Consider the following 25,113-nt stretch of genomic DNA (forward strand, 5'->3'; position numbering starts at 1 on the left):
GCGTTTATTTCGCATCGTGAAAGATCACACCCAGCGTGTGGCGCTGGCCAGAGCGAATCCGGCTGACGCCATGGCGGAGATTAACGCGGTAGGTGCCGCGTGTCCCCTGCACCGGGCGGTGATGCACAGCGAAGGCGACCGCGTCGCCCTGCGCGAGCGGAACCACCTCGGCGCGGGACTGCATGCGCGGTCGCTGCTCGGTCAGTACGAACTCGCCGCCGGTGAAATCGCGGCCGGGCTCGGACAAGAGGATTGCGACCTGGAGCGGGAACACGTGCTCGCCATAGAGATCCTGGTGCAGGCAGTTGAAATCGCCTGCCTCGTATTGCAGCAGCAGCGGCGTCGGTCGCGCCTGCCCGGCCTCGTGGCAGCGCTTCAAGAACGCCGCGTGAGCGGCGGGATAGCGGATATCGATCCCCATCGCCTCGTTCCAGCGATTGGCGACGCCCTGGAGATGCGCGTAGAGCGCCGGGCGCAATTGCGCGATCAGGTCCGGCAGCGGATAGGAGAAATATTTGTACTCGCCGCGGCCAAACCCATGGCGGCCCATGACGATGCGGCTGCGGAAATTGGCGTCGTCGGGATAGAGCGCGGCGACGGCGCGGCATTGATCCGGCGTGAGCAGGCCCTTCAGGACGGCGCTGCCCTGGGTGTCGAGTTCGCCGGTGATCTGGGGCCAGCCGAGGGCATCGACGTGGGCAGCAGTATCCGCTGATGGGGATTGAGGCGATTTGCGTGCTGTTGCTGTCATGCACCGATTCTCGCAACCCGACGTTCACCCGGCCACCCGATTCCCGACTCTCTCCCCGTCATTGCGAGCGGAGCGAAGCAATCCAGAATTCCTCCGCGGAACCAGTCTGGATTGCTTCGTCGCAAGAGCTCCTCGCAATGACGATGGAGAGGCTTCAGCCTCGCACCGGCAGCGTCACCACGTCATAGCCGTGCTTGATCGTGCGCTTCAGAACGGGGTCTTCCAGCTCGAAATCGAAACGGTCGGCGGGGCGGATACCCCCCTTCGCCGCGAACGTACCGCCGAACATGGCACAGCCGTCGGGGAATTTTCCACGCTCGAAGCCACGCGCGATCAAGTCAGGGACCGGAAGCATCGCGTCGAGCGTGCCCTCCTGGTAGAGCACGCGCTCGCTCTTGATGGTGGCCCAGGAGCGCAGGATCATCCTGTCCCAATGGCCGATGACGTCCTCGAGCTCCCACAGCGTGGATGCGATCGGCTTGTCGCACATCTGCTTGGACACCGTGACGTTGTAGGCCTCGACCTTGCGGTCGGTGTGGTCGGATCCGCAGCCGACGAAAATGCGGCCCTGCCAGCCGATCAGCACGAACTCGACTTCGCCGGAGGAATCGCCGCCGGTGCACTCGATGCTATCTTCTATGGTCAAGCGCCGCGCCGAGGCGCGATAGTAGATCGGCGTCGAGGCCGGCGGGGCGATACCCATCTCCTGCAGCTCGGCAATGTGCTTGTCGCGCGCGACCGGATCGCGGCCGGTCCAGCCGGCGATGACCATCTGGTCGATCGCCAGCGTCAGCGGCGTGGTGGTGTCCTGGGCGTCAACGGTGAAAGTCAGGTCAAACACGAATTAGGGCCTCCATGCCGGCAGCAAGCTCGAAGATACGGCGGTCCGATCCGCCCGCGCCCGCCAGCATCAGGCCGACGGGAATCTCACCCTCGCGATGCGCCGGCAGCGAGATGGCGCAGCCGTCGATCATGTTGATCAGGGTGCAATTGCGGAGCGCCCGCAGGTTTTCCATGGTGAACGCCTTGTCGTCGGCAAGATCCGATATTTTCGGCGGCGTGTTGGCGGTGGTCGGCAGCACCAGCGCGTCATAGGACGCGATGCGCGCATTGACGCGGGCGATCAGCGAGCGGCGCTCGTTGAGAAGATCGATGTAGTCCGCCGCGCTCTGCGCTTCGCCGCGCATGATACGCACGGAGACTCTGGGATCGTAGACGTCGCCCTTGGATGTGAGCAGGTAGCGATGCCAGGCGTAGCTTTCGGAAGCCGCAAAGCCACCCTTGGCGTTCATCGGTCCGATGTCGTGGAATTCGGCCATCTCGATGCGCTCGATGATCGCACCGTGATCGGCGAGACTCTTGAGCGCCCGCTCGAACGTCCCGGCCACAGCCGCGTCGAGGTCGTCGAGCGCGATCGTGGTCGGCACCGCAAGCCGCATGCCCTTGACAGGGCGCGGCTTCAGCGGGGCGATGGGCTCGTTGGCGAGCACGGCATCGAGAATGGCACAGCAACTGACCGATCGTGCCAGCGGCCCGATGCTGTCGAGCGAGAACGACAGCGGCACAGCCCCGTCGAGCGGTACGCGCCGCTGCGTCGGCTTGTAGCCGACGATGCCGTTATAGGCCGCCGGAATCCGGCAGGAGCCGCCGGTGTCGGTGCCGAGCGCGCCATGCGCCATGCCGTCGAGCACGGACACCGCTGCGCCCGAGGACGAACCGCCGGGCACGTGGCCCTCGGCCCGGTTCCAGACGCCTTTTGGCGTACCGTAATGCGGATTGATGCCGATGCCGGAATAGGCGAACTCGGTCATGTTGGTGCGCCCGATCACGACGAAGCCGGCCTTGCGCAGCCGCGCCACCGTGGGGGCATCCTGTTCGGCCGGCGAGGAATCGTCGAGCGCGCGGGAGCCGGCGCGCGTCACCTGGCCCCTGATGTCGAAGAGATCCTTGATCGAGACCGGGATACCGGCATAGCGCGAGGGCGCTGCCTTCACCTTGCGCAAACCATCCATCGCATCCGCCGCCACAAGCGCGGCGTCCTTGTCGACGTGGATGAAGGCACGCTGCCCCTCGCCACCCGGATCGGCGATTTTGGCGATGCAAGCCTCGACCAGCTTGCGGGAGGAGGTGCGGCCGCTTTCGAGGTCTTCGGCGAGCTTCGTCAGTGTCGGAAAATCGGGCATGTCTGTCTCACGGAATATTTGCGTGCAATGTATAGCGCTGCCTCACTTCGACACAAGCATTGTGCGCATGATGGCATGCATGCGCATTGCTGGACCGTTGACGCGCCATGGTCGATTGTCGCATCAAGATCGCAACAGCCGGGCTTAGCTTAGCCTTGGGAGGACCTGCCGAGATGGCCGAACCGCAGCGCGCGCGACCGAAACCGACGCCCGAGACCCAGCATTTCTGGGACGGCACCAAGGCGGGCGAGTTGCGCCTGCAGCGCTGCGACGCCTGCGCGCATGTCTATTTCCCGCCGCGCCCGTTCTGCCCGTCCTGCGCCTCGCGCAAGGTCAGCATCTTCAAGGCGACCGGCAAGGGCTTTCTCTACAGCTACGTGATCAACCACCGTCCCGCCGCGCCCGGCTTCACGCCGCCTTACGCGATCGCCGTGGTCGAGCTCGAGGAGGGGCCGCGGATGATGAGCAACATCATCGACTGCCCGCAGACGCCGGAAGCGCTCGAACTCGACATGAAGCTCGAGGTCGCCTTCGAGGCGCTCGACGACAAGGTCACCCTCCCCGTATTCCGTCCGGCGAAGGGATAGACCATGCGCAGCAACCAGGTTGCCGTCGTCGGCGCGGCCGAGACCACCGAGCTCGGTGTCATCCCCAACGCCTCGCAGCTCCAGCTTCACGCGGACGCGGCGCTCAATGCCATTGCCGATGCCGGACTGAAGCTGTCGGACATCGACGGTTTCGCCACGGCGGTCGAAACGCCGCAGCAAGTCTGCCACTATCTCGGCATCAAGCCGACCTGGGTGGACGGCACCTCGGTCGGCGGCTGCTCCTTCATGCTGCACGTCCGCCATGCCGCCGCGGCGATCGAGGCCGGCCTGTGCAAGACCGTGCTGATCACCCATGCCGAGAGCGGCAAGTCGATGATCGGCAAGGCGCCGCGCTCGATTCCCGCCGACAGCCTGCAAGGCCAGTTCGAGGCGCCGTTCGGCGTCTACGGCCCGCCCAGCATGTTCCCGATCCCCGTGCTGCGCTTCATGAAGACCTACGGCATCACACACGAGCAGCTCGCCTCGGTGGCAGTGGTGCAGCGGGAATGGGCGGCGAAGAATCCGCGCGCGATGATGAAGGATCCGATCACGGTCGCAGACGTCCTCAACTCGCGCATGATCGCCTATCCGTTCCGTCTGCTGCAATGCTGCCTCGTCACCGACGGCGGCGGCGCGCTGATCCTGACCTCCGCCGACCGTGCCAAGGATTTTCCGCACAAGCCGGTCTACATCATGGGCACCGGCGAGAGCGTGGAGACGCCGATGGTCAGCCAGATGGAGACTTTCAACTCCTCGCGCGCGTTCAAGACCGCGGGGCCCCTCGCCTTCAAGGAGGCCGGCATCGCACACAAGGACGTCGATCATCTCATGATCTACGACGCGTTTGCGCATTTGCCGCTGTTCGGCCTCGGCGACCTCGGCTTCATGCCGCACGAGGAGACCGGCAAGTTCATCGCCGACGGCAACACGCGCCCGGGCGGCAAGCTGCCGCTCAACACCAATGGCGGTGGCTTGAGCTACATGCATTCCGGCATGTACGGCATGTACGCGCTCCAGGAGAGCGTCCGGCAGATGCGCGGCATTGCGCCGGCGCAGGTCGCCAACGCGAAGATTTCGGTGTGCCACGGCGTCGGCGGCATGTTCGCCGCGTCGGGCACGATCGTGTTTACGAACGAGAGGTAACGCACCGTCATTCCGGGGGCGCGCAGCGCGCACCCGGAATCTCGAGATTCCGGGTCTGGTGCTTCGCACCATCCCGGAATGACGGGCAAAACAGGAGACATCCACATGAGCAAATCACTGCAAGACAAGGTCATCATCGTCACCGGCGCAGGCCGCGGCATCGGGCGGGAGATCGCGCTGCTCTGCGCTGGCGAGGGCGCCAAGGTCGTCGTCAACGATCCCGGCGTCGCCGCGGACGGCGCCGGCACCAGCGCCGCGCCCGCCGAGGAAGTGGTCGAGGAGATCAAGAAGCGCGGCGGCACCGCGGTTGCCAATTTCGAGTCGGTGGCCGAAGCCATTCCCGCCAGCAAGATCGTGAAGACCGCGACCGATCATTTCGGTCGGCTCGACGGCGTCGTCAACAATGCGGGCATTTTGCGCGACATGATCTTCCACAAGATGAGCGTGGAAGCGTTCGAGGCTGTCATCAAGGTGCATTTGATGGGCTCGTTCTACGTCAGCCACGCCGCGGCGCGGATCTTTCGCGAGCAGGAGAGCGGATCGTTCGTGCACTTCACCTCGACCTCCGGCCTGATCGGCAACTTCGGACAGGCCAATTACGCCGCCGCCAAGCTCGGCATCGTCGGCCTGTCGAAGTCGATCGCGCTCGACATGGGCCGCTTCAACGTCCGTTCCAACTGCGTCTCGCCGTTCGCCTGGACTCGAATGATCGGCACTATCCCGACCGAGACCGAAGCCGAGAAGGCGCGCGTCGAGAAGATCAAGCAGATGGGACCGGAGAAGATCGCGCCGGTCTGCGCCTATCTGCTCTCCGATGCCGCCAAGGACGTCTCCGGGCAGATCTTCGGCGCACGCATGAATGAGCTGTTCCTGTTCAGCCAGAACCGCCCGCTGCGCTCGGTGCATCGGAGCGAAGGCTGGACGCCGCAATCGATCGCGGAACACGGCATGCCGGCGCTGAAGGGTTCGTTCTACAAGCTCGACCGCTCCGCCGACATCTTCCCCTGGGATCCCGTGTAAGCGAATTCCACTTTTGCTGCATTGCGATCTCCGGTTGTCCAGCCGGGGATCGCCCGCTTTACGCCCGATTGCAGGCGGACAGTTTTCTCCCAAACAAAAAAATGGGAGGCGACTATGACAAACCCACTGACCATCTCCACCGACGTCAATGAGCCTGTTCTCGCGCGCCGCACCCTGCTGAAGGGCGCGGCAGCGGCAGTTGCGGCGACGGGCGTCACCATGACCGCAGCGCTGGGGGCGTCCGTGACGCCCTTGGGCCAGACGGGTGCACCGACAAGATCGACCGCGCCACTACCGTTGGGACCCCTGCCGGGCAGCCGTTATCCGGACGCCCATTTGGAATCCGCCAAGAAGGGGCCGCCATCGTTTGGGCCCCCCGGCTTTCCCGCCTTTGCCGGCACCATGGCGGTCGAGCGCGTCGCAACGGGCTTCCGCTGGGCCGAGGGGCCCGTATATTTCGCGGCCGGGCGATACCTGCTGTTCAGCGACATTCCGAACAATCGCATCATGCGCTTCTCGGAGGACGACGGTCACGTCAGCGTCTATCGCCAGCCCTCGATGAACTCGAACGGCAACACGATCGATCGCGAAGGACGCCTGATCACGTGCGAGCACAGCGGTCGGCGCGTGACGCGAACTGAACTCGACGGCTCGATCACCATCATTGCCGACAAATTCAACGGCAAGCGACTGAACTCGCCCAACGATGCGGTCGTGACGGCCGATGGCGCGATCTGGTTCACTGACCCGGCCTACGGCATCGGCGGCTTCTACGAGGGGATCAAAGCGGAGCCCGAGCAGGAGAAGAAGAACGTCTACCGGGTCGATCCCAAGTCCGGTGACGTCAAGGTCGTCGTCGACGACTTTGTCGAGCCGAACGGACTCGCTATTTCGCCGGACGAGAAGAAGCTCTACATCTGCGACACCGGTTTCACCGACGGACCGGACAATCCATCCCATATCCGCGTGTTCGATCTCGACGTCGCCGGGGCAAAGGTGTCGAACAGCAAGGTGTTCGCAGAGATGCCGAAACCGAGCATCACCGATGGTGTCCGCTGTGACACCGAAGGACGCGTCTGGTGCTCGGTGGGCTGGGGGGACGCAAACGAAGACGGCGTACGCTGCTATACGCCCTCGGGCGACTTGCTTGGCAAGATTCATATTCCGGAAACGGTCGCTAATTTGTGCTTCGGAGGTCAGCAGCGAAATAGGCTCTATATTTGTGGCTCGACATCGCTCTACGCCGTCTACACGAGCGTACAGGGCGCAATGAAGCCGTAGAGAATAATAGAGTGGCGAGTAGCGAATAATTTGGACGCGCGCCGGTTCGCTACTCGCTTCTCAACCCGTATTCCTCAAGCCCGCCGAGATGCCGTTGATCGTCAGCTGAATCCCGCGCAGCACCTGCTCGTCCGGGTTCTGCGCGCGATGCTCCTTCAGCAGTTCGACCTGCACATGGTTGAGCGGGTCGAGATAGGGGAAGCGGTGGCGCACCGAGCGCTCCAGCAGCGGGTTGCCCTGCAGCAGACGGTCTTGGCCCATGATGTCCAGCAGCGTCTCGATGCAGGAATGCCATTCGCGGCGGATACGGCCGAAGATTTTTTCGCGGAGCGCTTCATCCGGCACGAGCTCGGCATAGCGCGAGGCGATCGCGATCGAGCTCTTGGCCAGCACCATGTCCATGTTCGACAACAGCATGCGGAAGAACGGCCATTCCTTGTAGAGCTCTTTCAGGAACGGCATGCCCTTGTCGGGATGCTCCGCGATCCATTGCTCGACCGCGCTGCCGAATCCGTACCAGCCGGGCAGCATCAGGCGGCATTGTGCCCAGGAAAACACCCAGGGGATCGCCCGCAAATCCTCGATCGCTCGGGTCTTCTTGCGCGAGGCCGGGCGGCTGCCGATGTTGAGGGTCGCTATCTCGTTGATGACCGTGGATGCCCAGAAATAATCGACAAAGCCGTCGGTCTCGTAGACGAGGCCGCGATAGGCCTTGAAGGCGAGGTTTGAAAGCTCGTCCATCGCGGTCAGATATTCGCGCCGCGGCGCGCTCTGGCGCGGATGCAGCAGGCTCGCCTCCAGCGTCGCAGCGGCCAGGATCTCGAGATTGTTGCGGCCGACTTCGGCGTTGGAATATTTCGACGAGATGATCTCGCCCTGTTCGGTGATGCGGATCTGGCCGTTCACTGCCCCGCCGGGCTGCGCAATGATGGCGTCGTAGCTCGGTCCGCCGCCGCGACCGACCGAACCGCCGCGGCCATGGAACAGGCGCAGCCGCACGCCATGGCGCTCGAACACGTCGACGAGGCCGATCTCGGCCTTGTAGAGCTCCCAACCCGAAGTGACGAAGCCGCCATCCTTGTTCGAGTCGGAATAGCCCAGCATGACCTCCTGCACGCTGCCGCGGCTGTCGACCAGGCGGCGATAATCATGCAGCGAGAGCATGCGGTCCATGATGGTGGAGGACGCCTGCAGATCCTCGATGGTCTCGAACAGCGGCACGATGTTGATGGCGCTGCGCCCGGAGGGATGCACCAGCCCCACCTCCTTGAGCAGCACCGCGACCTCGAGCATGTCGGACATGCCCTTGCACATCGAGATGATGCACTGGGGGATGGCGTCCGAGCCGAACTTCGCATGCGCTTCGGCGGCGGCATGGAAGACGTTGAGCTCGCCCATGGTCTCGTCGCTGTACTTGACGAATGGCGACACCAGCGAGCGCGTCGAGCGCAACTCATTGGTGAGCAGCGAGATGCGGGCGTCCTCGCCGAGCGCGAGATACGACATGCCGGGGTTGGCGGCGTCCATCAGCTCGGCGATGGTGCGCTCGTGCACCGCCGAGTTCTGGCGGATGTCCAGCCGCGCCAGATGGAATCCAAAGCAGTCCACCGCACGCCGCAGCAGCCGCAGCCGGCCGCGGGCGATGACGCCGGCGTTGTTGGAGATCAGCGAGCGGTGCAGCACGTCGAGATCGGCCTTGAACTCCCCGACGCTGTCATAGGGAGCGCCCTTGCCGACCGGCCGACGGGTGATCTCGACCTGAAGCATTTCGGCCGTGGCGGTGAGGCGCGCATAGATGCCGGAGACCGCAAGACGATACGGCTCGCCGCTCCGATGCGGCGAGGTATCGGGCGAGCGCTCCGCGAGCGTGCGCAGCTCCTCGGAGACGTCGGCGAGATGCGCCGCGATCGACAATTCCGAGCCGAGCACGTGCAGCTCATTGAGATAGAACTGCATCACCCGGCTCGACTGCAGCCGCAGCGTGCCGCGCATGACGTCGGCGGTGACGAAGGGATTGCCGTCGCGGTCGCCGCCGATCCAGCTTCCCATGCGCAGGAACGAGGCGAGCTCGCCCGCGGCCTGCTGGCCGCCCTCCTCCAGCCGGTCCTCCAGCCCGTTGACCAGCCGCGGCACCTCGCGGAGAAACGTGTAATCGTAGAACGATAGGCCGTTAGCGACCTCGTCGAGCACGGTGAGCTTGGTCCGGCGCAGCAGATTGGTCTGCCACAGCGTCAGCACCTCGCGGCGGAGCTGCTCGTCGCTGGCGGCCGCCTCGTCCGCCGTCAGCGCGACGCGCTCGCGACGATCGAGCAGGCCAGCGACCTCCATCTCGCGGTCCATGGTGCTCTTGCGGCGGACCTCGGTCGGATGCGCGGTCAGCACCGGGCTGACCAGCGCGCTCTTGAAGAAGTTGCGCAGGGCATCGGCACCGATGCCCGCCGCCCTCGCATGGGCGAGCGTCTCGGCCAGCACGCCGGAGCCGCCGCCCTTGTTGGCGCGCATCTGCCGGATGTTGTTCTGGTCTTCGGCGATGTTGGCGAGGTGGGAGAAATAGCTGAAGGCGCGGACGATCCGCACCGTCTCCGAGGTCGACATGCTGTCGAGGATCTGCTCGAGCTCGCGGCGGGCGAGCCGGTCCTCGTCGCGGTGGAATCGGATCGAGGTCTGCCGGATGCGCTCGACCAGGTCGAACACATCGGCGCCCTCCTGGTCACGCACGGTGTCGCCCAGGATGCGACCGAGCAGGCGGATGTCGTCGCGCATCCGCGCATCCGCCTCCAGCGCCTGGACATCCTCGGGGCGGTTGGGGCGTTGGTCGGCGGTGTCGGATGGTAATGTCTGGAGGGACATGGCTCGCTCCCCTGGTTCGAGCTCGCTTGACTGCCCGGCTCAGCCGAGTGTGCGATATTTTTCTACCGCAGTGCAAGGTGAACTTCGTGGCGGCGCACACCGCCGGGGGCGGTCGTGTCCCGGACGCGCTGCAGCGCCCTTAAGCGTTGCTGCGCAGAGCCGGGGCACGAGAGATTTGCCTGTAACGCATCACTGCACACGTCCGCGGTCTCGCGGCGCGAGCGCCCGAGTTTTGCTGTCCGTTTCGCCCTCGTCGAGAAGAAGGGCGCAGGGAAGGCCGGGCGCCGGCTGGCACCCAGGGTCCGCACGCGAAAAACGCACGCGGGGGTGACCACAGGTGATGCCGGAACATCCGGCCTTCCCTGCGCAATGGTTTTACGGCTTATGGCGCGCTCTCCCCGGGGAGCGATGCACTATTGCCCCCGTCGCCTCGCGGATGATCGATGCGCGCACCCGGTCGGGCCGCACATCACCGCAAGCCTTGACGCACAGACCCCGGGCGTCAGGACCACACGCTTTTGCCGTCCGCGGACGTCCCTCCCCGAACATCCGGAAGCTTGCGCGTGCTCGCTCCCGAAGCCGAAAAGAAGCGCTGTGACAGCTCCGGGTCGTTCGCGCAGATCGCGATGGCTCACAGGCGTAGCCCGCCCTCCCACCTCGTCACGCGCCGGCGCTGCCGCGTCCATCGCATCCCGGCTCACGTATCGTGACGATCGCGAAACGCCCTTTTTAGCGGGCCAGGATGCCTGCGGTTTACCCGAAGAGGTGAATTCGGTCAATCAGAATATCTGCGGGACGTGTGCTTGACCTGTATGTGGCGTGTTTTGCCTGTCAGGCAACGCGAGGGATTGGGGGCGCAGCACTGACTGTGCGGGCTCGCATCGCAGTGCAGAGCGCGTAGGATTGCGAAAGCGTTCATATGTTCGTCATCGGCGGACGGATCGATGGGTGCCGCTCACGCTCTCTCCCATCCTACGAGCTCAATCTGAGCGCCGCCTGATGCGCTGGTACAGCCAAAATTTGCAATCTTGGTACTGGTTTCGTGACCAGGCACGACGCATCTAGCCGCTAGTACCGCGACCGAAGCGAACCCGATCGGCAGTCTCAGTACAAGCCGGTCAATGCAGACAGCGCAGATCGCGGACACTTCCACACTGCCCGGCAGTTTGTGGATAGCCGTTGTGCTTAAGCTGCCCGCAACAGTTGCATCAAGAGACAATGACCGAGGAGATAATCCCATGAAGGCGATCGTTGTAACGGAACGGGCCGCGGGAACGGCCGGGATGAAGCTGGTGGACCGGCCCGAGCCGCAGGCATCGATAAACGACGTCGTTGTTCGGGTTCATGCGTCGGGATTTGTTCCGACCGAGCTGACGTGGCCCTCGACCTGGACCGATCGCCTCGAGCGTGACCGAACGCCGTCGATCCCTGGGCATGAGTTGGCTGGAGTGGTCACCGCTCTCGGATATGGCACTACGGGGTTGTCGGTAGGACAGCGGGTGTTTGGCCTCGCGGACTGGTATCGCGACGGCACGCTCGCCGAGTATGTGGCGATCGAGGCGCGCAATCTCGCGCCGCTCCCGGGCGACGTCGACTTCACGGTGGGCGCAAGCCTGCCGGTCTCGGGCCTAACCGCGTGGCAAGGGCTGTTCCAGCATGGCCGTCTCCAGGCGGGGCAGAGCGTCCTCGCACACGGCGCGGCCGGCGCAGTCGGGTCGATGGTGACGCAACTCGCACGAGAGGCCGGCGCCTACGTCATCGGCTCTGGACGCGCCGCCGACCGTCAGACAGCGCTCGACTTCGGCGCGAAGGAGTTCGTCGACCTCGACAACGATGCCCTGGAAGACATCGGCAAAGTCGACTTGGTGTTCGATGTCATCGGCGGTGACATTCAGAAGCGGTCCGCAGGGTTGATTCGAGTGGGAGGAACACTGGTCACCATCGTCGGGCCCGCAGAGGCGCGACCCTCCGATGGCCTGGCGGTCGACTTTGTCGTCGAGGCCGATCGTGCCCAACTGAGTGAGATCGTCCAGCGGGTGCGGGACGGACGATTGCGGACAAACATCGGCAACATCTCGATCTTCGACGATGCGGTCACCGCCTTAAACCCGACCAGGCGACGCAAGGGTAATACGATCATTCGCGTTCGTCCCTGAGGGAGCATGCCCATCGATGCACGCAGCGTGCAGGATGGGCTGAGCCCTTGCGAAACCCATCATATTTCGACATCGGCGGACGGTTTGATGGGTTTCGCTCACGCTCTACCCCTCCTACGAGCTTAGGTCTCAAGCTCCCGGATGTGCTTCGCGGTCCATATCGAACGTAGGTCACCCAACTCCGGTTTGGGGACAATCGTGACGGTTACCAGCGGTGATGGTGCCGCCAGCCATAATGATGGCCTCGGCCTCTGCCCCAGCCGTAATGATGACCACGGCCGCCGCGATGACCCCAGCCGTGACCACCGCCATGTCCGTGGCCGCCCTTGACCTCGATAGTGTCAGTCTGAGACGCGCCCAGTGCGTCGGGCTTGGCAGCGGGCATCGCCGAAGCTGAAGGTGAGGGTATTAAAGCAACGGTCCCCGCCACAAAGCCGACCAAACAAAGCCACTTCATGCAATCGCCTCCCGATAAAGAATAAGCCAAGGGCAGCCAGCCGCAGCACATTGCCGCCGCGTTCGCTCCCGCTCGTCAACAATGAAGCCGGGAAAAAGTTGCAATGAAATCTGACGCATTGCGGAGGCGTAGGATACCTGTGCCCGGTTGAAAGCAGTCGTGGTCCACTTCGAATCAGAAGCTGCCTTCACGCACTCCGGCTCCGTTAGGTCGGCAACGGGCGCAGCACACCTCGGATGGGTTGGGCCCTTGGGAAGCCATCATGCTTCGTCATCGTGGACGGTTTGATGGGTTGCTCGCGCTCTACCCGTCTTACGAGTTCTAGGCTGCCTTGACGGCTCTGATCGCGATCCGGCGGACGATTTCCGCAGCGATGTCGCTGATCGAGCCGATGAAGTCGACAGGCCCATCATATTCCGTCGCATTCAAAGGCATACCGCGCGTTGCGGCGCCGTGCGTCCCCAGCACCATCGTGACGCCGCCGGCGAAATGTATCGCCTCCAAGCCACGCGATCCGTCGTTTAGCTCACCGCGCAATACAACTCCGATCGCGCGCCTTCTGGCGTGAGCTGCGACAGACGTGAACAACAGGTCAACCGTCCGATTGCGATACTGGTCTTGCGGGCCCTCAATCAGGTGGACGCGGCTTCGAGCCGCCAGAGAAAGGTGCGCTGCAGGTTCGCCGACGTAGCAGACGCCAACCTCGAACTCCTCGTCCTCGTCCGGTATCATCACGGGCAGCATCGACCGGCGCGCCAGCACCTCACGCAGATAACTGATGCGGTCGCTGGGGCGATGCAGGACCACAAGCACGACGGCGGCCAGATTGGCAGGAAGCGCTCCGAGTAAGTCCCCCAAATCGCGCAAGCCCTCAGCACCGGAAGCGCCGATTGCGACAAAACAAGGCCCGAACTCATCCGCTCGATTTGGCTGCATGTCGCCAAAATGGCAGGCTGCACTGCGACAGGATTGATCTGCCTCAAGTTTGGTCCGAATGAGCTTGGATCGGGCTAGTCTCGCGACTTCACTAGAAAGCGCGTAGCATGGGTTGAGCACAGCGAAACCCATCATGCGCCCTCATCGGCGGACGGATGATGGGTTTCGCTGGCGCTCTACCCATCCCACGAGTTTGCTTCAAGCCGGCACGATCACCTTGCCGATCGGCCAGAGCGCGATGCCCGCGAGCTTGAGGTGGGCCCAGGCGAAGGGAATGCCGATGATGGTGATCGCGAGGGCCAGAGCGGTGAGGAGATGGCCGAGCGCCAGCCACCAGCCGGCCAGCACGAACCAGATGATGTTGCCGATCACCCCGAGCGGGCCGGTGCCGATATCGCTCATGCCGGTGACCTCATAGCGGCTGACCGCCCGCGAGCCGAACGGCATCAGCGTGTAGACCGCGATGTTGAAAGCCGCCCGCGCCCAGGGCAGGCCGATGATCGTGATGGCCATGATGACCGCGGCGACCAGCCAGCCGAGCGCCATCCAGGCGCCGCCGATGAGGATCCAGAGCAGGTTCAGCAGGATGGAAACGGGAGCCATGGGATGATCCGAAGGTCGATGATCCCGTTCATATAACATGATCGCCGAGATCATGGTTCACGACCGCAAGTTGGCGCACGATTGCTATCGATGTCGTCGTCGCTTTGCGCGAGGTCGAGCGCAGCGGGCATCGCCGACCCTCCCTCGAAAGTGATCGTTACCGGGTAACTACGGTGTTCCCTTGCAGGAACGGACGCGCTATCGGAAATCGGCAATCGGGAAAAATTGGCATAGAGCGCAGCTGCGGAAGCGGCCGCTTCAGAACGCCTGTCGGTATTTTTATACCGGAAACAAGCACTCTCCCGTGTGTTGGAATTGAGTTTCGCAAAAACGAGGAGGCTGAGTCTGCGGGGGGTGTCCTGCGCGCGGTCGACGATGGGGCTTTCATGAAAGTGGCAAACGAGGTCATCGAGCTGTTGGTGCAGTCGGCGGGCACATGGCTTTTTGAGGGCCACCGCTCCGGCCTGACCGACCGCGAATGGATGGCACTTCGCTTCCTGGCGCGCGCAAACAGATTCTCGAAAACTCCGAGCGCCCTGGCAACCTATCTAGGCACGACTCGGACGAGCGCATCCCAGATCGCCGCCGTACTTGCAGAAAAAGGACTGCTGACCCGCAAGGCGTCGACGGAAGACAAGCGCTCGATCGCGCTGTCCGTGACGCCACAGGGCACGAAGTTTCTCGATCGCGATCCGATCAGTGCCCTTCGGGATCAGGTTGTGATACTCGAGCTTGCCGACAGAACGCGACTACGCGATGCACTCCGGCAGGCCCTTCGCCGTCTTGATACTGCGCTAAGGCGGCATCATACAGACGTTTGCAGCGAGTGCATGTTCTTGGCAGAAAGAAGCAAGCAGAAGGGCAGTCACTTCGAATGCCGTTTGTTTCGAAAAGAACTGGCCCTCAAAGAAACAGAATTGCTCTGCACCCATTTCGAGAGGCGCACCTGAGCGTTTGGCAGCCTTTCCTGGCGGAGGCTTTTTCGTCTGTCTGCGGTCAGATCTTCCGCCCCGCCTGCTCCCAATAGGGATCGCGCAGGCGGCGCTTGAAGATCTTGCCGGAATCTTCGCGCGGCAGCCCGGTGCGGATCTCGATGTGCTTTGGCACCTTGTAGTCGGCGAGTGAGGCCTTCAACCGCGCGCGGATATCGCCGGCGTCGAGCGCGATGCTCGGCTGCGGCTCGACTACGGCCATCAGCGCTTCGCCGAACTCGGCATCGGGGATGCCGAACACCGCGCAATCATGCACGCCGGGCACGGCGTGCAGCACGGACTCGATCTCGGCCGGGTAGATGTTGACGCCGCCCGAGATCACCATGTCGCGCTTGCGGTCGCAGATGAAGACGTAGCCCTCTTCGTCGATATAGCCGACGTCGCCGGAGGTGATGAAGCCGTCGCGATCGATCTCGGCGCGCTTCTCCGGCTTGTTGTGGTAGGTGAAATCGGCCATCCCGGCCATACGCGAATAGATCTCGCCGATCTCGCGCACGCCCAGCACGCTTCCGTCCTCGCCGATGAAGCGCAGCTCGGCGCCGGGCGATAGTTTGCCGACGGTGCCGGGCTTCCTCAGCGCATCCTCGGAGGTCGCGAAGGTGACGGCGCTGGATTCGGTCGAGCCGTAGAATTCGTAGATCACCGGCCCCCACCATTCGATCATGGCGCGCTTGACGTCCGCCGGACAGGGGGCTGCGGCGTGAATGATGTGGCGCAGCGAGGAGACGTCGTATTTCTTGCGCACCTCCTCCGGCAGCTTCATCAGGCGGATGAACATGGTCGGCACCATGAAGATGGTGTCGATTTTGTAGCGTTCGATCAGCTCGAGAAACTCCTCGGCCTCGAAGCGCGGCATCAGCACCAGTGCGCCGCCGAGCTTGCCGGCGCGGATGCCGAACGAGTTCGGCGCGGAATGATAGAGCGGGCCCGGCAGGATCGTGCGAGCGCCGGGCTTCAATCCGTAGATCATCGCGCGCATGCGCTCGCCGGCGGCTGCCTGTTCCGGCGTCGGCGCATTGCGCCGTACGCCCTTGGGATGGCCTGTCGTGCCCGAGGTGTAGATCATGTTCATGGGCTGCGGCACGATCGGTCCGTCATAGGGCTGATGCTGCGCGAGCCAGGATTCGAAATCGATCGCGAAGTCCGGCGTCTTCAGATGATCGGGATCGATCTTATAGCTGGACAGGATCTCCGGCGGCGTCGGCACGCTGAGCACGGTGACGCCTTTCGGGATCGCATCGCGCAAGGCATGTAGCATGTCGGCATGGCCGATCAGCACGGAGGTGCCGGTGTCGTTCAGGATGTAGTTGATCTCTTCCGGCTTGAAGTGCCAGTTGATCGGCACGCCATAGGCGCCCAGCCGCATCGCTGCATAAGCGGCCTCGATGAAGGCGATGTCGTTGCGCATCAGCATGCAGACGCAATCGCCCTGCCTGACGCCGATCTTGCTGAGGCCGGCGGCGATGCGGTCGGCACGGTTGGCGACGTCGACATGGGAGCGGCTGCGCTCGCCGGAGACGATGCCGAGGAAATTTGAGGTTTCGCTCATTGTTGATTTTTCTTCGTTAATTAGTAGCGGTGCCAGTTGGTCGTCATCACCGGGCTTGTCCCGGTGATCCACGTTCTGCTTCGTCGCCTTGCCAAAGAACGTGGATGGCCGGGACAAGCCCGGCCATGACGGAGACAAGAGTCAATCCGCAAACTTCGGCGCGCGCTTCTCCAGGTTGGCACGCACCGCCTCGGTCTGATTGGCGCTGCCGATCAGCTTCTGCTGCTCGACGGACTCGGCGAGCAGCGCGGGGCCCGGATCGACCGAGAGATTGTTGAGCAGGCGTTTTGCGGCGCGGATCGCATCGGGGCTCTTGCCGGCGATCTCGCGCGCGACTTCGAGGGCACTCGCGCGCGGGTCGTCGCAGATGCGCGTGGCGAGACCGTAAGCCATCGCCTCCTGCGCGGAGAAGATGCGGCCCGTGTAGGTGAGATCGCGCAAGATGTCGTCGCGCACGAGCGAAGCCAGGATCGGCGTGCCCGCCATGTCGGGCACCAGGCCCCATTTGATTTCCATCACCGACATCCGCGCATCGGGGGTGAGGAAGCGCATGTCGGCGCCGAGTGCGAGCTGGAAGCCGCCGCCGAAGGCGACGCCCTGGATCGCCGCGATCACCGGCACCGGAAGTTGGCGCCAGCCCCACACGGCTTGTTGCGCAAAGTTCGCCTGGCCGTGCGTGCGTTTCGCGAGGTCGCGATTTTCGCCACCCGGAATTCCGTTGCCGCCCTTTTCCTTCATGGCGGCAAAACGCCCCATGTCGAGACCGGCGCAGAAGGCGCGGCCCTCGCCGGACAGCACGACGACGCGCACGCTCTTGTCCCTTGAAAGCCGCTCGGTTGCAGCGACAAGGGCCTCGAACATGGCCTGATCCAGCGCATTCATCTTGTCCGCGCGCACCAGGCGCACGTCGGCGATGCCTTCAGAAATCGAGATCGAGACGCGCTCTTCCATGGATGAATTCTCCCCTGGTTCCCGGCTGTTCTTGTTCGGTGCCGCTTTACAGGACGACGGCAGCCCGATTTAGTCAATCGATCAATTAACCGACAATCGCAACAGGGGAAACAGCCATGTTCAAGGAAAATCTTCTGGCGGGACGACGCATCCTCGTGACCGGCGGCGGCACCGGGCTTGGCAAGTCGATGGCGGCGCGATTCCTCCAGCTCGGAGCGGAGGTGCACATCTGCGGCCGGCGCAAGATCGTTTGCGACGAGACCGCGACCGAGCTGATGGCCGAGTATGGCGGCCGCGTGAGCAGCCACGGCGTCGACATCCGCAACGCGCTCGCGGTCGAGGAGATGATTGAGACCATCTTTCGCGACGGCCCCCTCACCGATCTCATCAACAACGCCGCCGGCAACTTCATCTCGCGCAGCGAAGAACTGTCGCCGCGCGGCTTCGACGCAGTCGCCAACATCGTCATGCACGGCACGTTTTACGTGACGCAAGCGGTCGGCAAGCGCTGGATCGCTTTGAAGCAGCCCGGCAACGTCGTCTCGATCACCACGACCTGGGTGCGCAACGGCTCGCCTTACGTGGTGCCGTCGGCGATGAGCAAGTCGGCGATCCATGCCATGACGATGTCGCTCGCCACCGAATGGGGCCGCTACGGCATCCGGCTGAATACGATCGCGCCGGGCGAGATCCCGACCGAGGGCATGAGCAAGCGCATCAAGCCCGGCGACGAAGCCGGCGCGCGCACCAAGGCGATGAACCCGATGGGCCGCGTCGGCACCATGGAGGAATTGCAGAACGTCGCCGTGTTCCTGATCTCCGGCGGTTGCGATTGGATCAGCGGCGAGACCATCGCCATGGACGGCGCGCAGGCGCTCGCGATGGGCGGCAATTTCTACCAGCTCCGCGACTGGAGCGACGACGATTGGAAAACCGCGCGCGAGAGCATCATGGCGCAGAACGAAAAGGACCGGGCGAAGCGGGGGTGACGTAGTCGTCCTGGCGAAAGCCAGGACCCATTACCACCGAATGTCTTTTGGCGAAGATTGGTCATGACCAGTCTTCGCCAAATTGCGTTTTGTGGCTATGGGTCCTGGCTTTCGCCAGGACGACGGCATGGAGGCGTCAGCGCGACCCTCTCCCATCTTGTCATCGCCCGCGGATGACGCCACACTCCCCACCATAAAAACAAGACGCCACGGGAGAGACATGTCCACCACACAGCCATTGGCTGACCTCGCCGACATGGTGCGCGAGCGCGCGACAAGCCGCGGCGACGCCATCGCCTTCGAGTTCGAAGGCCACGTCACCAGCTTCGCCGAGTTCGACATCAAGACCAAGCGCGTCGCCAATGCGCTGATCGCGATGGGTGTGAACAAGGGCGAGCGCATCGCCTATCTCGGCAAGAACAGCGACATCTATTTCGAGCTGCTGATGGGCGCCATGAAGGCCGGCGTGGTAATGGCGCCGGTGAACTGGCGGCTCGCGGGCCCCGAGGTCGCCTTCATCGTGAGCGACTGCAAAGCGCCGGTGCTGTTCGTGGGACCTGAGTTCATCACCCAGGTCCGCCAGATCAAGGACCAATTGCCGGGCGTGCGCAGCGTCATCACCACCGAAGGCGGCGCACCGGAGTGGCCTGACTTTACAGCCTGGCGCGATGCACAGAGTGGCGACGATCCCAAGGTGCCAATCGACACCCGGGACATCGCGATCCAGCTCTATACGTCAGGTACGACAGGCAAGCCGAAGGGCGCGATGCTGTCGCATGCGAACTTCCTCAACCTCGTGCAGACCGGAAATGCCGAGGACAAGCCCGAGTGGAACCGGTGGTCGACCGACGACGTGTCGCTGGTCGCGATGCCGATCTTCCACATCGGCGGCTCCGGCTGGGGCGTGATGGGGCTCTATCATGGCGCCCGCGGCGTGATCGCGCGCGAATTCGATCCGACCAAGGTGCTGGATTTCTTCGAACAGTCCGGCATCACAAAGCTGTTCATGGTGCCGGCCGCGATGCAGTTCGTGGTGCGGCAGCCACGCGCGAAGACGGTCGATTTCTCACGGTTGAAATACATGCTCTATGGCGCCTCGCCGATCCCGGCGGCGCTGCTGAAGGAATGCATCGAGATCTTCAAATGCGGCTTCGTGCAGATGTACGGCATGACCGAGACCACCGGCACCATCGTCGCGCTGCCGCCGGAGGATCATGTCGAGGGGCTGGAGCGGATGCGCTCGGCCGGCAAGGCGCTGCCGGGCGTCGAGATCGCGATCCTCGATGTCGACGGCAAGCCGCTGCCGCCGCGCGAGGTCGGCGAGATCGCAACACGCTCGGGCTCCAACATGGCAGGCTACTGGAACCTGCCGGAAGCGACCGCTGCGACGCTGCGCGGCGACGGCTGGCTGCGCACCGGTGACGCCGGCTACATGGACGAAGACGGCTATCTCTACATCCACGACCGCATCAAGGACATGATCATCTCCGGCGGCGAGAACATCTACCCGGCCGAGGTCGAGAGCGCGCTGTGCGATCATCCTGACGTCGCGGAGGCCGCCGTGATCGGCATCCCCGACGACAAATGGGGCGAGGCAGTGAAAGCCGTCGTGGTGATGAAGCCGGGCAAAGAGGCAACCGCCACCGACATCATCAACTTCACCCGCGAGCGTATCGCCGGGTTCAAGACGCCGAAGAGCGTGGAGTTTTTGCCGGCGCTGCCGAGGAATCCAAGCGGCAAGATTTTGCGGCGGCAGTTGAGGGAGCCGTACTGGGCGGGGAAGGATAGAAGGGTGAATTAGTTAGGCATCGTCGTCCTGGACAAGCGAAGCGCGATCCAGGACCCATTACCCCAGGGAGTGGTTTGGCGAAGACACGTGGTTGCCAGCCTGCCTCAACGACTTCTCCCTGGGGTACTGGGTCCTGGCTTTCGCCAGGACGACGTGGAGAGATAGCTCGCAACAATCCCTCAATGCTTCCCCGGCCCCATATACCCGAACAGAAATCCCGCCACTTTCCGCATCTGGATCTCCTCGCTACCCTCGGTGATGCGATAGCGGCGGTGGTGGCGGTAGATGTGCTCGAACGGCTTGTGGCGCGAATAGCCCATGCCGCCGTGGACCTGCATGGCGCGGTCGGCGGACTCGCAGCAGAGGCGGTTTGCCCAGTAGTTGCACATCGAGACGCGGTCGGAGAGCGTGCGCTCGATCTGCTCCTCGGTGAGCTTGTCCATCTCCCAGGCAGTCTTGCGGATCAACAGGCGCAGCATCTCGGCTTGCGTCGCCAACTCGACCAGCGGGAACTGGATCGCCTGGTTCTCGGCCAGCGCCTTGCCGAACGGTTTTCGCTCGCGCGCATATTTCACGCTCTCGTTGATGCAATAGACCGCTGCTCCCAACGAACTCGCCGCCTGCCGGATGCGGTTCTGATGGACAAAACATTGCGCCAGCGACAGGCCGCGGCCGACCTCGCCGAACAGCGCGTCCTCCGGCACGAACACGTCGGTGAAGCTGACGCGCGGATGATCGGTCGGCATGTTGAAGGTCCACATGTACTCTTCGATCTTCACGCCATCGCTCTTCGCCGGCACCAGGAAACAGGTGATGCCGCGCGCATCGCCGTCATTGCCGCTGGTGCGCGCGAACAGCGCGCAATGCGTGGCAACATGCATGCCGGTCGTCCACATCTTCTCGCCGTTGATGATCCAGCCCTTGACGTTGTCGCGGGTCGCCGGCACTGCGCGCGTTTCCATATGGGTCGCATCCGAGCCGTGATGCGGCTCGGTCAGGCCGAAGGTGATGCGGTACTTGCCCTTGATCGAACCGTCGATCATCGCCTTCTGGTCGTCGCGGCCGTAGCGGTCGAGCATGGTGGCGACGGGGAAGTTGCCGACGATGGAATGCTCGTTCTGGAGGTCGTTGTGCAGGCCGAGCCCCTTGGCGGCAAAATGCTCGCGGATCACGGCCATCCAGAGGTTGGAGCCATCCTTGCCGCCATGCTGCTTCGGCACCGGAAACCGCAAATGGCCGGCGGCGTCCGCGAGATCCTTGGCCTTGCGCAGCAGCGCTTCCCATTCGTGACGCGGCAGGCCGCCATTCTCGAAATCGGTGCGCGCCCATTCGCGACGATGATCGAAGAAGCGGATGTTGTCGTCGGCCGCTTCCAGCGGCTTGATCTCGCGTTCGATGAAACGGTCGAGCTCTGCGAGATAGGCGACGAGATCGGCAGGCAGTGAGAAATCCACGAGTCTCTCCCGGATGATCTTTCGTTTTGCGTTAAGGCGCTAAGCGCAGTTTTGCTTCCCACGATTAAGGTGAGAAGAGCGTTGCCAAGTCAAGCAATGCGAGACGTGTGAGAGGCGCAAGGCGCGCCCGCGCAATTCGATGGTGTTGAAACGCGCCTGCGCGCTAGTATGGCCGCAATATACCTTCACGAGAAAATGCGGGAGCGACCATGGAGCTGAAGTTCTCAAAGGTGGAACGCAAGGGGCCGATCACGATCGTCACGCTGTCGCGGCCCGAGGTCTACAACGCGCTGCACACCGACGCGCATTTCGAGCTGCAAAAGGTGTTCGACGATTTCTCCGCCGATCCCGAGCAGTGGGTTGCGATCGTCACCGGCGCCGGCGACAAGGCGTTCTGCGCCGGCAATGATCTGAAATGGCAGGCGGCCGGCGGCAAGCGCGGCTGGGACAAGGGTGGCTTCGCCGGCCTCACCGCGCGCTTCGACTGCGACAAGCCGATCATCGCCGCGGTCAATGGCGTCGCCATGGGCGGCGGTTTCGAGATCGCGCTGGCCTGCGACCTCATCATTGCCTCGGAGAACGCGACCTTCGCCCTGCCCGAGCCGCGGGTTGGGCTGGCCGCACTCGCCGGAGGCCTGCACCGGCTGCCACGCCAGATCGGGCTGAAGCGCGCCATGGGCATGATCCTCACCGCGCGCCATGTCAGCGCCAAGGAAGGTCTCGAACTCGGCTTCGTCAACGAGGTGGTGCCGCAGGGCGAGGCGCTCACGGCCGCGCTGCGCTGGGCCGACATGATCACCAAGAATTCGCCGATGTCGATCCGCGCCTCGAAGCAGGCAATTCAGAAGGGGCTTGGCGTGTCGCTGGAGCAGGCGATCGAGGAGCAGCGGGAGTATCCGGCGGTGAAGGCGATGGTGGCCTCGCAGGATTACGTCGAAGGACCGAAGGCGTTCTCGGAGAAGCGGCCGCCGAAATGGATGGGGAAGTAAACTGTTTCCGTCATGGCCGGGCTTGTCCCGGCCATCCACGCCTCACCGCACGGCGCGAAGAACGTGGATGCCCGGGACGAGCCCGGGCATGACGATGTGGAGAGAGTAGCGCGCCTGCATCAACGCCGTCATTGCGAGCGCAGCGAAGCAATCCAGACTGTCTCCGCGGAGACGGTCTGGATTGCTTCGTCGCTACGCTCCTCGCAATGGCGAGGAGAGGTCTACCCGCCTCGCGACAGCTCGCGCTTGTACGACGCGTAATTCGGCTGGTCGACTGCGAGCTTGTCCATCGTGGTTGCCCACAGATGCTCAGCGAGACCCGGCGTCGCAAGATCGACCTCGCCCTTGGCGATGCGCTCGGCGAGCGCGCGGTTGAGATCCGTCACCGAGCCGTCGACGCCGAGCAACCCGCGCAGCCGCTCCACCTCCGCAGCATCGCTCCCCTCCTCCCGCGTCAACTGCCGCGTCACGAGATCGAGGATGTTGACGGCGACGCGCAGCTTGAAGGCCTGATGGCCGGAGATCAGCGGTGCGATGTCGTTGCGGAGGAAATCGGAGACCGATTTGGTCAGCTCGATCGGGGTCGGTTCGTCCTGCATGGTCAACTCCCCCGCGGCGCCAGCAGCCGCAACAGATCGATCTCAGTCTCGGAAGCGCGACGGCCGATCATGGCGCGTTCCATCGAATGGTCCGGGCCCTCGCGAAACCGCTGCATCATGCCGCCGCACATGATGCCCCAGCGCAGCGTGCCCATCACTTCCCAGAATTTGACACGCGATGGGTCGACCTTGCGTCCCGCGGACTCATAGCCGGCGAACAGCTCCTCACGCGAACCAAACCCGCCGACCGGCTTGTCGATCTCGCCAAAGCGCCACGAGTTGACGCAGACCCAGCCGAGGTCCTCCATGGGATCGCCGAGATGGGCGAGCTCCCAGTCGAGCACCGCGCGCACGCCATCGGCACCAATGATGAGATTGCCGTTGCGGAAATCGCCATGCACCAGCGTCGTCTCGGCGGCAGGGCCCGGATCGTGGTCGCGCAGCCAGCGCAGCGCCAGCTCGAACACCGGCTTTGGCCAGTCCAGGCTGCGATAATCGCGCTCGAACTCGGCGATCTCCTGGCTCGCATCGCGACTGCGCAGCTCGGGCAATTTGTCCAGCGGCAGCCTGTGCAGCTTCGCGAGCACGCCGCCGATCTGCCGTGCGAGAAGCGGCCGCGCCGCGGCGAATTCATCATCGCGAAGAATCTTGCGCGCGATGGTCTCGCCTTCGACCCTCTGCATGACGAAGCCGGTGCCGAGATCGTCGTCGGGCACCAGCACATGCATCACGCGGGGCGACGGCACGCCGGCCTCATAGGCGAGCTGCATCAGCTGCGCTTCTGCGGCAAGACCCGCCGCGCGCGTCGGCGCCGCGCCATAGCCCTTCGGTGAGCGGCGCAGGATTGCGCCGATCACGCCATCAGGATGCGCAATGTCGAAGCGCCAGGTTTCCTGGCTGGCCCCACCGGACAGCCTTGCCACGCCGGCGACACCGGTCGCGCCCGGGCACCAGCGCGCAACGCTGCGGGAGAGTTCGGCCTCGATCATTTGCCTTTGAACTGTGCCGGACGCTTCTCAAGGAACGCACCGACGCCTTCGCGGAAATCATCCGTGTCGCCGGCGCGGAGCTGGCACTGGAATTCGAGATTGAGCTGATCCTCGAAGGAATTTTCCGGGCTGTCCCAATAGAGCTTGCGGATCAGCGACAGCGCGACCGTCGGGCCGCTGGCGAGGTCGTGCGCGAGCTTCATCGCCTCCTCCATCAGCACGCCGTCATCATAGACGCGGTTGACGAGGCCCCATTCCAGCGCCTTCTCGGCCGGGAGCCGCTCGCCCATCAGCGACAATTCGATCGAGCGTGCCTTGCCGATCAGCCGCGGCAGCAGCCAGGTCGAGCCGCAATCCGGCACGAGGCCGATACGGCGGAAGGCTTGAAGAAAGTAAGAGGACCGCGCGCATAAAATCATGTCGCCGAGCAGCGCGAAGCTCATGCCGGCGCCGGCCGCCGGGCCGTTGACCGCGGTCACGATCGGGCAATGCAGGTTGCGGATGCGGCGCAGGAAGGGATGGAAGCCGGTCTCGAGCGTCAGGCCGGCCTTGGTCTTCTTCGACTGGTTGTTGCGGCCCTGGAGATTCGCGCCGGTGCAGAACGCTCGCCCCGCGCCCGTCAGCACCACGCAGCGCACCTCGTCCTTCTTCTCCTCGATCGCGTCGAGCGCTTCTGAGAGACCGCCCAGCATATCCACGGAGACCGCGTTCATCACCTCCTGGTGGTCGAGCTTGAGGATCGCGACTGCACCGTCGAGATCGAGCGTGACGTGTTTGAACTGCATGGTTTCCTCGTGAGTTGCGGCCTGCGCCAGTTTCGCAGACCGGAATTGCTTTTGCCGGAG

General features: G+C 63.8%; 21 protein-coding genes. 9 read left to right on the forward strand and 12 right to left on the reverse strand.

The genetic code is table 11. From position 1 onward, the window contains the following. Positions 1-4: 4 nt before the first annotated feature. From ABIC03_RS06190 to ABIC03_RS06200, 3 genes are all read right to left on the reverse strand, one after another. Complete coding sequence (locus ABIC03_RS06190) at positions 5-751, reverse strand: 2OG-Fe(II) oxygenase (protein ID WP_354056383.1); 747 nt, start codon at positions 749-751, stop codon at positions 5-7. A 154-nt stretch (positions 752-905) separates the two neighbouring features. Then, complete coding sequence (locus ABIC03_RS06195) at positions 906-1,592, reverse strand: DUF2848 domain-containing protein (RefSeq protein WP_275170569.1); 687 nt, start codon at positions 1,590-1,592, stop codon at positions 906-908. Continuing rightward, positions 1,585-2,934, reverse strand: coding sequence for an amidase (locus tag ABIC03_RS06200; protein WP_354056385.1), 1,350 nt, complete (start codon positions 2,932-2,934; stop codon positions 1,585-1,587). The genes ABIC03_RS06195 and ABIC03_RS06200 overlap by 8 nt, the downstream gene beginning before the upstream one ends. Positions 2,935-3,107: 173 nt before the next feature. Here ABIC03_RS06200 and ABIC03_RS06205 point away from each other — a divergent pair, with 173 nt between their 5' ends. The 4 genes from ABIC03_RS06205 (at position 3,108) to ABIC03_RS06220 (ending at position 6,965) form a co-directional block, all read left to right on the forward strand. Then, entirely contained in the window at positions 3,108-3,521 is a 414-nt protein-coding gene (locus ABIC03_RS06205) for a Zn-ribbon domain-containing OB-fold protein (RefSeq protein ID WP_354056387.1), read from the forward strand. A gap of 3 nt (positions 3,522-3,524) precedes the next feature. Continuing rightward, positions 3,525-4,664: a thiolase C-terminal domain-containing protein gene (locus ABIC03_RS06210; protein WP_354056389.1), complete on the forward strand. Its 1,140-nt coding sequence runs from the start codon at positions 3,525-3,527 to the stop codon at positions 4,662-4,664. 105 nt (positions 4,665-4,769) lie between these two features. Beyond that, positions 4,770-5,684: an SDR family oxidoreductase gene (locus tag ABIC03_RS06215; RefSeq protein ID WP_247288650.1), complete on the forward strand. Its 915-nt coding sequence runs from the start codon at positions 4,770-4,772 to the stop codon at positions 5,682-5,684. 114 nt (positions 5,685-5,798) lie between these two features. Further along, positions 5,799-6,965 (forward strand): SMP-30/gluconolactonase/LRE family protein, encoded by a 1,167-nt coding sequence (locus ABIC03_RS06220; protein ID WP_275170565.1) that lies wholly within the window; start codon positions 5,799-5,801, stop codon positions 6,963-6,965. Between the two features lie 60 nt (positions 6,966-7,025). Here ABIC03_RS06220 and ppc read toward each other — a convergent pair whose 3' ends face one another. Further along, positions 7,026-9,815 carry a phosphoenolpyruvate carboxylase gene (ppc, locus tag ABIC03_RS06225; RefSeq protein WP_354056392.1) on the reverse strand — a complete coding sequence of 930 codons (2,790 nt, stop codon included), beginning with the start codon at positions 9,813-9,815 and terminating at the stop codon, positions 7,026-7,028. Positions 9,816-11,053: 1,238 nt separating this feature from the next. Between ppc and ABIC03_RS06230 the strand changes: the two genes are divergently transcribed. Next, positions 11,054-11,971: an NADP-dependent oxidoreductase gene (locus ABIC03_RS06230; RefSeq protein WP_275170563.1), complete on the forward strand. Its 918-nt coding sequence runs from the start codon at positions 11,054-11,056 to the stop codon at positions 11,969-11,971. 778 nt (positions 11,972-12,749) lie between these two features. Here the strand turns inward: ABIC03_RS06230 and ABIC03_RS06235 are convergent. Both ABIC03_RS06235 and ABIC03_RS06240 read right to left on the reverse strand, forming a co-directional pair. After that, entirely contained in the window at positions 12,750-13,499 is a 750-nt protein-coding gene (locus ABIC03_RS06235; RefSeq protein WP_275170562.1) for a chemotaxis protein CheB, read from the reverse strand. 63 nt (positions 13,500-13,562) lie between these two features. Next, positions 13,563-13,967 carry a YccF domain-containing protein gene (locus ABIC03_RS06240; protein ID WP_354056395.1) on the reverse strand — a complete coding sequence of 135 codons (405 nt, stop codon included), beginning with the start codon at positions 13,965-13,967 and terminating at the stop codon, positions 13,563-13,565. A 386-nt stretch (positions 13,968-14,353) separates the two neighbouring features. Between ABIC03_RS06240 and ABIC03_RS06245 the strand changes: the two genes are divergently transcribed. Then, positions 14,354-14,917: a MarR family transcriptional regulator gene (locus ABIC03_RS06245; protein ID WP_354056397.1), complete on the forward strand. Its 564-nt coding sequence runs from the start codon at positions 14,354-14,356 to the stop codon at positions 14,915-14,917. A gap of 46 nt (positions 14,918-14,963) precedes the next feature. Here ABIC03_RS06245 and ABIC03_RS06250 read toward each other — a convergent pair whose 3' ends face one another. Both ABIC03_RS06250 and ABIC03_RS06255 read right to left on the reverse strand, forming a co-directional pair. Then, positions 14,964-16,508: an acyl-CoA synthetase gene (locus tag ABIC03_RS06250; RefSeq protein WP_354056399.1), complete on the reverse strand. Its 1,545-nt coding sequence runs from the start codon at positions 16,506-16,508 to the stop codon at positions 14,964-14,966. A gap of 141 nt (positions 16,509-16,649) precedes the next feature. Further along, positions 16,650-17,459: a crotonase/enoyl-CoA hydratase family protein gene (locus tag ABIC03_RS06255; RefSeq protein ID WP_354056401.1), complete on the reverse strand. Its 810-nt coding sequence runs from the start codon at positions 17,457-17,459 to the stop codon at positions 16,650-16,652. A gap of 116 nt (positions 17,460-17,575) precedes the next feature. On the opposite strand from ABIC03_RS06255, the gene ABIC03_RS06260 reads away from it, so the two are divergent. Continuing rightward, a complete protein-coding gene (locus ABIC03_RS06260; protein WP_027516806.1) occupies positions 17,576-18,448 on the forward strand; it encodes an SDR family oxidoreductase in 873 nt (290 codons plus the stop codon). A gap of 220 nt (positions 18,449-18,668) precedes the next feature. Next, entirely contained in the window at positions 18,669-20,249 is a 1,581-nt protein-coding gene (locus ABIC03_RS06265; protein WP_354056404.1) for a fatty acid--CoA ligase, read from the forward strand. Between the two features lie 167 nt (positions 20,250-20,416). Here ABIC03_RS06265 and ABIC03_RS06270 read toward each other — a convergent pair whose 3' ends face one another. Next, positions 20,417-21,691: an acyl-CoA dehydrogenase family protein gene (locus tag ABIC03_RS06270; protein WP_354056406.1), complete on the reverse strand. Its 1,275-nt coding sequence runs from the start codon at positions 21,689-21,691 to the stop codon at positions 20,417-20,419. A 209-nt stretch (positions 21,692-21,900) separates the two neighbouring features. On the opposite strand from ABIC03_RS06270, the gene ABIC03_RS06275 reads away from it, so the two are divergent. After that, positions 21,901-22,680, forward strand: coding sequence for an enoyl-CoA hydratase-related protein (locus ABIC03_RS06275; protein ID WP_354056408.1), 780 nt, complete (start codon positions 21,901-21,903; stop codon positions 22,678-22,680). Between the two features lie 221 nt (positions 22,681-22,901). On the opposite strand, the gene ABIC03_RS06280 is transcribed toward ABIC03_RS06275, so the two are convergent. Genes ABIC03_RS06280 through ABIC03_RS06290 form a run of 3 tightly spaced genes read right to left on the reverse strand, consistent with a single transcriptional unit; the run spans position 22,902 to position 25,053 of the window. Beyond that, complete coding sequence (locus tag ABIC03_RS06280) at positions 22,902-23,279, reverse strand: DUF6285 domain-containing protein (protein WP_275170553.1); 378 nt, start codon at positions 23,277-23,279, stop codon at positions 22,902-22,904. 2 nt (positions 23,280-23,281) lie between these two features. Further along, positions 23,282-24,268 carry a phosphotransferase family protein gene (locus ABIC03_RS06285; protein ID WP_275170552.1) on the reverse strand — a complete coding sequence of 329 codons (987 nt, stop codon included), beginning with the start codon at positions 24,266-24,268 and terminating at the stop codon, positions 23,282-23,284. Continuing rightward, positions 24,265-25,053, reverse strand: a complete 789-nt coding sequence (locus ABIC03_RS06290; protein ID WP_275170551.1) for an enoyl-CoA hydratase/isomerase — start codon at positions 25,051-25,053, stop codon at positions 24,265-24,267. Before ABIC03_RS06290 ends, ABIC03_RS06285 begins: the two co-directional genes overlap by 4 nt. Between the last annotated feature and the right edge of the window lie 60 nt (positions 25,054-25,113).

The sequence above is a fragment of the Bradyrhizobium sp. RT6a genome (assembly GCF_040547675.1).
Taxonomy (GTDB): domain Bacteria; phylum Pseudomonadota; class Alphaproteobacteria; order Rhizobiales; family Xanthobacteraceae; genus Bradyrhizobium.